Source organism: Gracilibacillus timonensis (assembly GCF_900086715.1).
In the GTDB taxonomy this organism is placed as follows: Bacteria; Bacillota; Bacilli; order Bacillales; family Amphibacillaceae; genus Gracilibacillus; species Gracilibacillus timonensis.
In genome coordinates, this window is the sequence record NZ_FLKH01000010.1 from 79,556 (window position 1) to 91,796 (window position 12,241).

The following is a 12,241-nucleotide window of genomic DNA, read 5'->3' on the forward strand; positions in this document are numbered from 1 at the left end:
AAAATAGAATAAACCTCTCGTATACATGACTTAACGGATGCTGTCTCCTTTCCAAAGTGAAACCGGCAGAACCTCTGCAGTTAGCGGCTGATCTTTATTGGTAATCTGCAAGTCTAATAGTTCTACTGATTTCTCGGCAATCTGGGCAATCGGCTGCATAATCGTGGCGAGTTCCGGATGAAGCGTACGAATCAATTCTGTACCATCATAACCAATGATTTTCAAGTCTTCCGGTACACGATATCCATGCTGCCTAGCATATTGCAGTACTAATAAACCGAGCATATCATCACTGGCAAAAATCCCATCTACTTCCGGATGTTCTTGAAACAACTGCTTGATTGTGTCCATGTTATCTGCCAAAAAGGCGACATCCGGGACTTCATAATTGATTGGTGTCCGACCGTTTTCCCTCATGACTTGCTGATAAGCAGAACGACGATCATTGGCTGGTGTTTCAAGTGTGGAAACACCGTTAATATGGATGATATGCTGACAACCTTTATCTACTAAAGCCTGTGTTGCTAACTGCCCTCCCTGGAAGTTATCTGAACTAACCACTTGAATGTGTTTTGACAAATAATGATCAATCGCGATAGCAGGAAGTTGTTGTCTTAAATCAATCAATCCCCTATTGTAGCTAACCACGATGACACCATCTACTTGATTACGCAACAGCATTTCCCAATACTTTTTTTCCTTCTCTGCTTCATGCAAACTATTACATAGAAGTACCTTGTAACCTTTCTCATTACAATAATTCTCGATATGAGAAACTAGCTCGCCAAAAAACGGATTGCTCGTGGAAGGAACAATTACACCAACTAAATGCGTGCGTTTATTATACAATGAACGTGCAAGGTCATTCGGAATATAATTAATTTGCTTCATAGCTTGGTAGACTTTTTCCCTTGTTTCCTGGCTGATGTAACCGCGATCATTTAACACGCGTGATACCGTGGTTGGTGAAACTCCGGCTGCCTTAGCTACATCTTGTAATTTTGGCTTCATTCCTCTATGCCTCCTTTGGTGAGACGAAAGCAGGCACGTTGTAAGATGTTCCTTTTTTGTACCTTGCCCTTATTAGTAGAGACTATTTCAGCGTTTCTAGGCAACGCTGAAATGATGCTTCATCTCCCATTTTTTTATTTATTCCCCACAAAAATTGTAGCATAGTTTGAGCTATTTAGCTTACAAAAAAAGAAATAGAGGGTGAGAAATTACCCTCTATCGTGCCTCTTCTAATTCAGTCTGTGCATCTGCAGTGATTTCCTCCCATTCCACTTCATCATAAGAGGTTACCTCATTTTCGTTCTTGACATATAACATCAGATAGGCTCCTCGCCGTAACTCTTTCCCAGCTGTGAATTCCACTTCCACCGCTTCCCCTTGCTCATCAAAAGCCGTTTGCTGATACCTGTATCGTTCCATGATCTCGCCATTATCTAACCTGTCCTCTTCCACCTCAGTTGGTTCAACCACTTCGACATACACATTATCTTTACCAAAGCGATTAAAGTCCACCGTCATCAGCACAACAACCGCTGCAACTACTAACAAAATAATCACCGCACCTATTTTTTTCATTTTAAATCTCTCCTTCGATAGTACGTTTAAATCCTCTAACAGTAATAAAGTAATACAACACATACACTAGCGTGTAAGCCAACATCCACCACAGGATTGGCACCCATAGATTCATTTGTAATAAATTGGAGAATGCTAGCAAGGCAACCGCCCCATGCAATAACCCAAGCAGTAATGGTGTCATAAAGACTAATCCCATTTGATAACGAATCGTTCGCTTCATTTCTTTTTTCGATACGCCAATTTTCCGTAAGATTCCGTATTTATCCTTATCCTCTTCTGCTTCGGTCATCATCTTAAAAAAGATAATGCTTCCGGTTGCCAGTAAGAAGACCAATCCTAAGAAAGCACCCACAAATAATTGTGCTCCGGAAGCCTTCAAGGCGTTTTGATAATTAGTCACCTTACTCGAAAAATGATTCCGTTCGTCCTCCCCAGCCAATTGATCTGATAAGGCGTCATGTTGTTTATAATCATCCACCTGCACGGCCTGATAGCTTACAGCATCACCCGCCAACGCTTGGTATTGTCCGTCATTTAATACAAGCACAGCGCCAGGAAGGGTTTCGACATTAAATATTGACTGGTGATATTGTTTGGTAATCAAAAAGGTTGTATCATTTACATCGACTTCCTCTACCTGCTCGGACCAGCGCTCGTCATAAAAAGGATCGATGTACAAGGCTTGGTTATCTTGAATACGAGGTGCCTGCTCCCAGTCCAATAATTGGGTTAGCTCATCAAAGGTTGCTTGATCAATAACATGATAGGACATGTCAGTTTCCTCGTTTGTCACACGTACCTCTTTTGTTTCGATATCAATCGAAGCCTCTATTGCTTCTGATTCAACCTCATATTGTGGCCCCTGCCACATAAACGCAAAAGGCATATACTCTTCCACGTTTTTATCGGTATTATAATAGAGACCAAAAACTGCCCCGCCAGCGGTGATCGTTGTGGCGCTTAGGGTAGCAATAATCGTTAAGGTCTTGGCATTGCCGCGAATACGATATAACAGCTGGGAGGCTGTCATCAGATTGAGTCCTTTCCACGCCCATTTTTCCCTTTTCTTCAACTTGTTTAATACATAAACAAGGACACTATTGAATAGTAAATAAGAGCCAGCAATCGTTAAACCAATAATAACAAGCGGCATGGCAATTCCGAAAAATGCCCAAGCCTTTGAAGTTGTTAAATCTTGCAACGCCAACCAATAAGCCATCACCAGTGTCAGCACTCCGATGACCGCCGAAATAAGGCGCGCCTTTGGTTGTTTCTCCCCTTTCTTAGCTGCATGAAACAAATCAATAAGCTTAAACTGATAAATCACCCGATAGCCTAATAAGGAAGTTACGAGAAACAAGATAAAGAATACAACAATGGTTTCGACAACGGCACTGCCGGAAAAAGCGAAGGCAAAGGTTTGTTCAAGTCCCATTAACTTCATTAGAATGGCCAAGAATAATTGGGAGAGAAAGAAACCTAACCCAACGCCAATCAACAATGAAATAAAACCAATCATCATGTTCTCAAAGAAAAGCATGAGACCAATCGTGCGCTTTCTTACTCCTAACAAGGAGTACAAGGCCACTTCCTTTTTACGCCTTTTCATAAAGAAGGTATTGGAATACAAAATAAAAATCGCAACAAACACCATTAGCACAAAAGCAGAAGCACTCATAATGCTTTGTACCTGCCTCGACGTTTCCGCTAGTGCACTAATATCATCACTATGCTTTAAAGTGGAAAAGGTAAAGTATATGATGATCGAAAACACGGTAGCACCAATATACAACCCATAATTCCGAAAATTACGCCTGATATTTTTTAAGGCCAAATCAAATAATGTCATGGCCATCACCGCCTATTTGTGCCATTTCATCCAGAATTAATTGAAAAAACTGCTTGCGCGATTGATTACCACGGATCATTTCCTTGGACAAACAACCGTCTTGGATAAACAAGATACGTCGACAAAAGCTTGCAGCATAAGCGTCATGGGTCACCATCATAATCGTTGCCTCATGCTCGGTATTTAATGAGCTTAAGCTTTCTAATAAATCCGTTGCCGATTTCGAGTCTAAAGCCCCGGTCGGCTCATCTGCGAATATTAACTTCGGCTGCGAAATGAGCGCCCGGCAAGAAGCTGTCCGTTGCTTTTGCCCCCCGGATATTTGATAAGGATACTTCTCTAATAAATCTTCAATACCAAATGTTTGTGCCACCGCATGAACCTTTTCTTGAATTTCTTTTGCCGGTTGTTTTGCAATAGCAAGTGGTAATAAAATATTTTCTCTCACAGTCAAAGAATCCAGTAGGTTATAATCTTGAAAAATAAACCCTAAGTGATCACGGCGAAAGTCTGCCAGCTGTTCATCCTTCATCTTGGCGATATTGTCCTGTTCAATAAAAATATCACCACTCGTAGGAGAATCAATTGTTGCCAATACGTGTAACAAGGTAGATTTCCCTGCACCGGACGGCCCCATTATTCCAACAAATTCACCTGCTTCAATCGTAAATGATATATTCTCAAGCGCCTGATAGGAATTGGCGCCTTTTCCATAAATTTTGTCTACCTTGTCAACTTTTAATACGTGTTCCATGTCAATGCACTCCTTTCATCTACCTCTACTATAGCTTCCCAACCTTACATCACCATCACGGGTATCTTACAAAATCCTTAAATACCTGCGAATTACTGCAAATCCTGTTATGATAAGATAAAGCGAGACTTCGTTCAGCGGGGCCGATCTTCGCCCCTGAACGATAGCGAGACTTATCAGGAGGTTTAGGGACCGTTGTTTTCCTTACTCACCATGGATTAACTCTTTTACAACAGGAAAACTTACGGACACTTAACGCTGTGATAAAGCGAGACTTCGTTCAGCGGGGCCGATCTTAACCCCTGAACGATAGCGAGACTTATCAGGAGGTTTAGGGACCGTTGTTTTCCTTACTCACCATGGATTAACTCTTTTACAGCAGGAAAACTTACGGACGCTTAACATGACGATCAGGTAAAAAAGAAAGGATGAGGACGATGGAAACACCTCGTATTCTCATTGTTGATGACGAGAAGGATCTGGGCCAACTAATGAGCACCTCCTTACAAAAGGAGGGTTTCTCCGAAATAGAAACAGCCGGATCCATACGTGAGGGGTGGGAGAAATTTGAACAATATCAACCAAGTATAATTGTCTTGGATATTATGCTCCCAGACGGCGAAGGTTACGACTTGTGCAGAAAAATCAGGGAAGTCTCACAAATTCCGATTTTATTTCTATCCGCGAAGTCTGATGAAGTTGATAAGATACTGGGCTTAGCCATCGGCGGAGATGATTATATCACTAAACCATTCAGCCCCAAAGAAATGGCCTACCGCGTAAAGGCGCAGCTTCGACGGGCCGGTGTGTATAGCTTGGAAGCGCAGACCCAGAAGACCAATCAAGGAGAAAAAACGATTGGACTGTTTACTATCAATGCCGAGGAAACAGAAGTAGACAAACAAGGAGAACATTTGGAGTTAACCGCCAAAGAGGTTGGGTTAATGACCTGTTTCCTGCATCATCCCAATCAAATTCTTAGTAAAGAGACACTCTTTCGCACGGTATGGGGTGAAGATTTCTATGGCGCCGACAATACATTAATGGTTCATATACGTCGCCTGCGTGAAAAAGTCGAGGACCATCCATCCCAACCCCGACATATTGTAACCGTAAAAGGGTTAGGCTATCGATTTTTTCCTGAATAAGAGAGTTAGGTGATAAAAAGTGAAATGGAAAATAACCCTTCGATATTTAATATCCATTCTTAGCATTGTGTTTATCGTATTGATTGTCAATACTTGTATCTTGCTAGGTATTATGCTGTACCAAAGCATGCAAGAAGGTGCCAACTTTGGCAGTAATTCCGGAGAAGACTTTACTCGCTCTTTTCAAAGGTATATGGAGATAGAAGATGATATACCTACGGTGTCAGAGACCGGTCAAGAGGCCTTGACACAATTTGGTGCCTGGCTGCAAATCCTTGATAATAATGGTGAAGTAATCGATTCTTATCAGGCACCTGAAGAGGCAGCAGACCACTATCGCCCGATTGAATTGGTGCATAAGTATAAATACATGGATGATGACTTGAACACGTATTTTATTGGTGAATATGAAGGCTACAGTTATCTTGTTGTCGTTCCTGAATCTAAAGAACAACGGTTAGTCATGATGTTCGACGGAGAACAATGGATACATTATTTCATGCAATTTCTCGGTATTATTGCGATTGTTGATTTGCTGATTGCTGCCCTTGTCGGCTTTTTGTTCAGTACCATTTTCACTAAACCGATCAATCGCATGGTGGAGCGTATTCATGCCTTAAAGGAACGCATCTTTACAACAGAAAAACCAAAGCGGCCCGGCATTTACAAGCATGTATTTGCCAATCTAAATGACGTAGCCAATGCGTTGCAGGCAAATGAACAAGAACGACACAAACTGGAACAAATGCGCAATGAGTGGATCAGTAATGTCTCCCATGATATTAAGACACCACTCTCTTCCATTCAAGGTTACGCCGAATTACTGCGAGATCAAGATGTAACAGACGGGGAGCGCTTGGAATATGCAGAGGTAATCGAGCGGCAGTCTTTATACATGCAGGAGCTGCTGGAAGACTTTCAGCTAACGACACGCTTACGCAATCAGGAACTCTCGCTTCAGTTACAGTCCACTAATATGGAACCGTTTGTGCGAGAGCTGATTATTGATCTATTAAACGACCCGAAATTCCGGAGTAAACAAATTCAGTTTGATAGTACAGCATCCCTTTATTGGAAGATTGATCAACATTTAATGAAACGGGCATTGCTTAATTTTATCTATAATGCCTTACTTCATAACGAAGAATTAGTCGAGGTGAAAGTGAGTATTTCTGATAAAAGTATTATAATTCAGGATAACGGCAAAGGAATCGATAAGGAGGAGCAAACGAAAATATTTGATCGATATTATCGCGGCACCAATACAAGTCATACACACGGCACTGGGTTAGGAATGGCCATTTCACGCGATATTATTCAAGCACATGGTGGTACCGTTCAGTTAACCAGTGAAAAAGGAAACGGCACAACGATCGAAATCATCTTACCACCTTTAGATGATAAGGAATAAGCCACTTCCAATGATAACAAAAAACGTTTAAATTCCCCTTTTGACGGTTATATAATCTATATAACCGTTTTTTTATAAGTAAAGAAAGTAAATAATCCTTGGTATAATAGGACTTGGAATGAGTTTTCCCTTGAATGAATCGCTTGTTGATTTATGCCCTGTGGGCGAAAGCGCAACCTATTTCCGCAGCATTTCTAACGCTGAAAAACAGTCAACTTTACTATATGGAATAGATGGACCGTCAACTTCACATAATCCGTCTTATAGGTGGGTAGTATCTATCTTCGATTCGTGATAAAGGGAAGGACAGATTTTGTCTGACTTTTTCATCCTCTTAATTAAAATAATTATAAATAAATATTGATTTTTATAAGATTTGTATTATAATAAAAGATGTAATATTTATAACAAAGGAGAGGTGTTTTATGAGTCAAGAGAAAAAATATCTAACCACCGCCTCTGGTGCACCCGTTGGTGACAATCAACACTCCATCACCGCTGGACAAAGAGGACCAACTTTAATCCAGGACGTACATTTATTAGAAAAACTTGCTCATTTCAACCGCGAACGAATCCCAGAACGAATTGTACACGCCAAAGGTGCCGGAGCACATGGCTATTTTGAAGTGACGAATGACCTTTCTAAATATACAAAAGCAGATTTCTTATCAGAAGTAGGTAAAAAAACACCGATGTTTATTCGCTTTTCCACCGTTGCAGGAGAGCTAGGTTCAGCCGATACGGTACGAGACCCACGCGGTTTCGCAGTTAAATTTTATACAGACGAAGGAAATTATGATTTGGTGGGGAACAACACGCCTATCTTCTTTATCAGAGACGCGATCAAATTCCCTGACTTTATTCATACACAAAAACGACATCCACAAACACACTTAAAAGATCCGAACATGGTATGGGATTTCTGGTCACTATCACCTGAATCACTACACCAAATCACGTACTTGCACTCCGATCGTGGTATTCCAGCAACTTTCCGTCATATGAATGGTTACGGAAGCCATACCTTTAAATGGGTGAACAAAGATGGAGAAGCTGTTTACGTGAAATATCACTTCATCAGTGATCAGGGGGTAAAAGGCTTAGATCCAAAGGTTGCCGATGAGTTAGCTGGGACAAACCCTGATTACCATACCGAGGATCTCTTTAACGCGATTGATAAAGAAGACTATCCTTCTTGGACATTAAAGGTACAAATCATGCCGATCGAAGAAGCAGAAAGCTATCGTTATGATCCTTTTGATGTAACGAAGGTTTGGCCGCACAGTGATTATCCATTAATTGAGTTAGGTAAAATGGTGCTTGACCGTAATCCAGAAAACTATTTTGCTGAGGTAGAGCAAGCTGCCTTTTCACCTGGACATTTCGTACCCGGTATTGAGGCTTCACCAGATAAAATGTTGCAAGGTCGCCTCTTCTCTTATTCAGACGCTCACCGTTATCGTCTAGGTGTTAATCACGAAACAATTCCGGTTAATCAGGCAAAGGCTCCTGTCCATAATTACCAGCGCGATGGCTTTATGAGTCATAACGGTAATGGTGGCAGTGCGCCGAACTATGAACCTAATAGTTATGGTAACGCACCAAAAGAAACACCGGAAAGCAAAATCAAACCATTTGAGGTATCTGGCTTTGCTGATAGTGTCAATTACGACAGTGAGGATCATTTCTCACAACCAGGTTCGCTATTCCGCGATGTACTGGATGAAGGCGGACGTCAACGCCTGATCGAAAATTTTGCTGATCATTTAAGTGGTGTGACCAAAGAGGGAGTTGTCGAACGTCAATTAGAACTCTTCTATAAGGTCGATCCACGACTTGCAGAAGGTGTTGCTTCGATATTAAACGTAGAAGTTCCAGCACAGGTGAAAGAATAATAAAGCAAGATTGTTTGTTCACTTTTATAGCAGGAAAATTTACTAGCGTTTAACACTGGATAAATATTTTTCAATCTGGTTCCCATACTAATTGGGAACCAGATTTTTTTGTAACAAGGAATAAATAACTTATCCATTCATTTTCGTGACTGAAAATTCTATGATGAAGTGGGTTTCAACTACGCATGTGGAAGGTGAAGTGCTTGGCTGGAGTGTTTTTACACAACCATGTTTTCTAATCTGGGTGCCATTCATTTATTCCTTGGTTATCTCCTCATATTTCGTAAATGGATTAAGAGCATCTATCCGATCCATGAGAAATGATTTCATTCAACTTATATAGCCTGTTTTTACAATAAAGAATCGCGCCGTTTTTCTTATCAAAAGTTTGGATCACTTTTTAAGTGTATAAAAAAATCACAAAGAAAAAACTTAAGAAGAAAGGCAAATTTGGTTTATATGTAAGAATATTTGACCATATGCAAGGATTTATGAAGCAATTTTGATCAAATGTCTCTCAGTCATTCAGATACAGTTTAACCATGCCTCAGTCGATTATAAGCGGTTTGAGGATTCATTGAAATGACGTTATCATTTATTAGGTAAGCTTTTGAACGACTTAGTTTACAGTTTTAAAAAAATGGGTATTAAAATTATAAACAATTCCCTTATTCAAGAAAGGAGAAAATTGTGACTCAAATGAATGTTCAACAACCTCCGTCTGATCAAGTAACTTTTTCCAATCCGACAGCAACGGATGGAGCGGGAATGTGGGAATTAGTAACAAAATCAACACTAGATTCCAATTCGCCATATAAATATATGTTAATGAACGAATATTTCGGTGATACTTGTGTTGTGGCAAAGCAGAAAAACCAAATAGTTGGTTTTATTACCGCATTTATCTCCCCAAAGAAACAAGATGCAGTGTTTGTTTGGCAAATTGGCGTTGACAGTTCTCAGAGAGGAAAAGGAATTGCTTCCAAAATGTTGCATTACCTTTTAGACTCTGAAGCCTGTAAAAACGTCCGATTTGTTGAATCAACGATTACACCTGATAATAAGGCATCACAATCATTATTCCAGAGATTAGCTCGTGATTACCATACAGATATTACTTCTAGTGAATGTTTCACGAAGGAGATGTTTCCTGGTGATGATCATGAAGAAGAACTAAAATATGTTGTAGGACCGATTAAAAAATAAACAACAAAGGTTTTGCAACCGTTCTTGCAAATGGACAAGAGAGCCATTACTTTCTGATGAGATCTTTTTTGCAAAGGTGTAACCTTTGCATGTTACAAAAATTATGTAGGAGGAGTTTAAAAGATGAGTGAAAATCTTGATATTATTAACCATTATGAGTCGGTAGTGCGTAGTTATATTCGTAACTTCCCAACTGTTTTTACCAAGGCGAAGGGGCACAACATATGGGACGAGCAAGGAAATGAATATTTAGATTTCTTTTCTGGCGCAGGTGCGCTTAACTACGGACACAATAATGATCATATGAAAAATAAGTTGTTAGACTATATCAGCAGTGACGGAATCACCCATTCATTGGATATGGCATCTACCGCCAAGGCTGAGTTTTTACAAAAATTTGATGATGTGATTTTCAAACCACGTGACCTCGATTATAAAGTGATGTTCCCTGGACCAACTGGAACAAACACCGTGGAAAGTGCTTTGAAATTAGCTCGAAAAGTTACAGGTCGTACCGATATTATTAGCTTTACAGGCGGTTTTCATGGGATGACGATCGGTTCCCTTTCCGTTACTGGTAACTCAATGAAACGACAAGGAGCCGGTATTCCATTACAAAACTCGGTAACAATGGCTTATGATAACTATGTTGACCACGATACCTTGGTTTATCTTGAGCGTTTCTTAGAAGATAAAGGTAGTGGTGTCGCCATTCCAGCTGCTATGATTGTAGAAACTGTACAAGGTGAAGGCGGGATCAACGCTGCTCGCTTTGACTGGTTGAAACAAATTGAAGAAATCTGCCGCCGCTGGGGTATCTTGCTTATCATTGATGATGTGCAGGCAGGTATTGGTCGTACAGGTACCTTCTTTAGTTTCGAAGCTGCAGGCATCAAGCCTGATATCATTTGTCTATCTAAATCATTAAGCGGTTATGGCTTGCCATTAGCTGTTACCCTTATTAAACCAGAATATGATATATGGCAGCCAGGAGAGCACAATGGTACATTCCGTGGTAATAACCATGCGTTCGTCACTGCCAGTGCAGCGCTTGATTTTTGGAAAGATGATTCATTTGAGAAGGAAATCCACCAAAAATCAGAGATCATTTATAGCTTCTTAGAAGGACTTGTCGAGAAGTATCCAGAAATGAAAGGTGAGGTTCGCGGTCGAGGATTTATGGTCGGAATTGCCTCAGAAGTAGAAGGTTTTTCCGAAAAGGTCACTGCTCGTTGCTTTGAGCTTGGCTTAATTATGGAAACAGCTGGACCAAACGATGAGGTATTTAAACTATTTCCACCATTAAATATTCCAACTGAGGCCTTGCAAAAAGGACTGGATATTATCGAAGAGAGTGTAAAAGGATTAGTGAAAAACCCTGTCACTAACGGCTAAAGTTAGTGTAGGGTTCACCATATAAATAGAAAACAGGAGGATATATCAGTTATGAAAGTAGTAAAACTAGAAGACATCTTAGGAACAGATCAAGACGTGGACGGAGGAAACTGGGTCAGCCGTCGCTTAATCACAAAGAAAGATGGCATGGGCTACTCTGTAAATGATACGATCATTAAAGCAGGGACAGAAACGCACATTTGGTATAAAAACCACTTAGAAGCCGTTTACTGCATCGAAGGAGAAGGTGAAGTCGTAACCTTAAGTGACAACAAGGTATGGCCAATCAAAAAAGATACACTTTATGCCTTAGATAAAAACGACGAACACCTACTTCGCGGCACAACAGATATGCGTATGGTTTGTGTCTTCAACCCACCATTAACTGGGAATGAAGTACATGATGAAGATGGCGTATATGCAGTAGACGAAGATTAAACAAATATAGAAATCGTCAAAAAAACTTCCCATTTTTCTTGGGAAGTTTTTTAAATTTTGTATATAATGTTAGTAAGGAGGGATTTTCGTTGGGAAAGAAAGAAATGGATGATTATTTACAAGAGGGTATATACGGCGCCAAAGAACTCCACCCTGATCAGAAGAAAAAATACCTCGGAACCTATCGGGAAAGAGTGATTCTTGCGTTAACAAAGACTCAAGTACGAGGCAAAAAAGGCTTAACGACCTTTGAAGAAGAATTACAAAAACATACCCAAGCCACATTATTAGTGAATGGTCATATGAATATTAGCTTTAGCAAACCCTATCGTGAACTAGCTGAAAAACATCGTATTTCTCACAGCTATATTACCAATGAAAACACAGATAGTACTTATGGTCTTGTCTTAACGGCAGATCATGCCATTGATAAGGAAGATATTCATCTGCCCGAAGAAACACCGACAGACACAGCAATAGATAAAACCGATAAAAAACCTTGGTGGAGAAGATTGCTTGGCATCTAATGCGTGGCAATTCTTCTCCATCACGCAA

General features: G+C 40.3%; 11 protein-coding genes. 7 read left to right on the plus strand and 4 right to left on the minus strand.

Going from position 1 to position 12,241, the window contains the following annotated elements:
* Positions 1-30 precede the first annotated feature (30 nt).
* From BN6556_RS04300 to BN6556_RS04315, 4 genes are all read right to left on the minus strand, one after another.
* A complete protein-coding gene (locus BN6556_RS04300; RefSeq protein WP_066187674.1) occupies positions 31-1,011 on the minus strand; it encodes a LacI family DNA-binding transcriptional regulator in 981 nt (326 codons plus the stop codon).
* Between the two features lie 216 nt (positions 1,012-1,227).
* Complete coding sequence (locus BN6556_RS04305) at positions 1,228-1,587, minus strand: YxeA family protein (protein ID WP_066187676.1); 360 nt, start codon at positions 1,585-1,587, stop codon at positions 1,228-1,230.
* 1 nt (position 1,588) lies between these two features.
* A complete protein-coding gene (locus BN6556_RS04310; protein WP_066187679.1) occupies positions 1,589-3,439 on the minus strand; it encodes an ABC transporter permease in 1,851 nt (616 codons plus the stop codon).
* Entirely contained in the window at positions 3,426-4,193 is a 768-nt protein-coding gene (locus BN6556_RS04315; protein WP_066187682.1) for an ABC transporter ATP-binding protein, read from the minus strand. The genes BN6556_RS04310 and BN6556_RS04315 overlap by 14 nt, the downstream gene beginning before the upstream one ends.
* Positions 4,194-4,630: 437 nt before the next feature.
* Between BN6556_RS04315 and BN6556_RS04320 the strand changes: the two genes are divergently transcribed.
* From BN6556_RS04320 to BN6556_RS04350, 7 genes are all read left to right on the plus strand, one after another.
* The gene (locus tag BN6556_RS04320) at positions 4,631-5,341 is read left to right on the plus strand and encodes a response regulator transcription factor (protein WP_066187684.1); all 711 of its coding nucleotides are present in this window, start codon (positions 4,631-4,633) and stop codon (positions 5,339-5,341) included.
* 19 nt (positions 5,342-5,360) lie between these two features.
* The gene (locus BN6556_RS04325) at positions 5,361-6,752 is read left to right on the plus strand and encodes a sensor histidine kinase (protein ID WP_066187686.1); all 1,392 of its coding nucleotides are present in this window, start codon (positions 5,361-5,363) and stop codon (positions 6,750-6,752) included.
* 425 nt (positions 6,753-7,177) lie between these two features.
* The gene (locus tag BN6556_RS04330) at positions 7,178-8,647 is read left to right on the plus strand and encodes a catalase (protein ID WP_066187690.1); all 1,470 of its coding nucleotides are present in this window, start codon (positions 7,178-7,180) and stop codon (positions 8,645-8,647) included.
* 699 nt (positions 8,648-9,346) lie between these two features.
* A complete protein-coding gene (gene ectA, locus BN6556_RS04335; RefSeq protein ID WP_078059965.1) occupies positions 9,347-9,853 on the plus strand; it encodes a diaminobutyrate acetyltransferase in 507 nt (168 codons plus the stop codon).
* A gap of 123 nt (positions 9,854-9,976) precedes the next feature.
* Positions 9,977-11,248, plus strand: a complete 1,272-nt coding sequence (ectB, locus tag BN6556_RS04340; protein ID WP_066187692.1) for a diaminobutyrate--2-oxoglutarate transaminase — start codon at positions 9,977-9,979, stop codon at positions 11,246-11,248.
* Positions 11,249-11,299: 51 nt separating this feature from the next.
* Positions 11,300-11,686 carry an ectoine synthase gene (locus BN6556_RS04345; protein WP_066187695.1) on the plus strand — a complete coding sequence of 129 codons (387 nt, stop codon included), beginning with the start codon at positions 11,300-11,302 and terminating at the stop codon, positions 11,684-11,686.
* A gap of 89 nt (positions 11,687-11,775) precedes the next feature.
* Positions 11,776-12,213, plus strand: coding sequence for a YueI family protein (locus tag BN6556_RS04350; protein ID WP_066187697.1), 438 nt, complete (start codon positions 11,776-11,778; stop codon positions 12,211-12,213).
* Positions 12,214-12,241 lie beyond the last annotated feature (28 nt).

Bases quoted from the DNA above. Each gene is read 5' to 3' on its own strand.
- BN6556_RS04300 (WP_066187674.1), bottom strand. From the start codon at position 1,011: ATGAAGCCAAAATTACAAGATGTAGCTAAGGCAGCCGGAGTTTCACCA.
- BN6556_RS04305 (WP_066187676.1), bottom strand. From the start codon at position 1,587: ATGAAAAAAATAGGTGCGGTGATTATTTTGTTAGTAGTTGCAGCGGTT.
- BN6556_RS04310 (WP_066187679.1), bottom strand. From the start codon at position 3,439: ATGACATTATTTGATTTGGCCTTAAAAAATATCAGGCGTAATTTTCGG.
- BN6556_RS04315 (WP_066187682.1), bottom strand. From the start codon at position 4,193: ATGGAACACGTATTAAAAGTTGACAAGGTAGACAAAATTTATGGAAAA.
- BN6556_RS04320 (WP_066187684.1), top strand. From the start codon at position 4,631: ATGGAAACACCTCGTATTCTCATTGTTGATGACGAGAAGGATCTGGGC.
- BN6556_RS04330 (WP_066187690.1), top strand. From the start codon at position 7,178: ATGAGTCAAGAGAAAAAATATCTAACCACCGCCTCTGGTGCACCCGTT.
- ectA (WP_078059965.1), top strand. From the start codon at position 9,347: ATGAATGTTCAACAACCTCCGTCTGATCAAGTAACTTTTTCCAATCCG.
- ectB (WP_066187692.1), top strand. From the start codon at position 9,977: ATGAGTGAAAATCTTGATATTATTAACCATTATGAGTCGGTAGTGCGT.
- BN6556_RS04345 (WP_066187695.1), top strand. From the start codon at position 11,300: ATGAAAGTAGTAAAACTAGAAGACATCTTAGGAACAGATCAAGACGTG.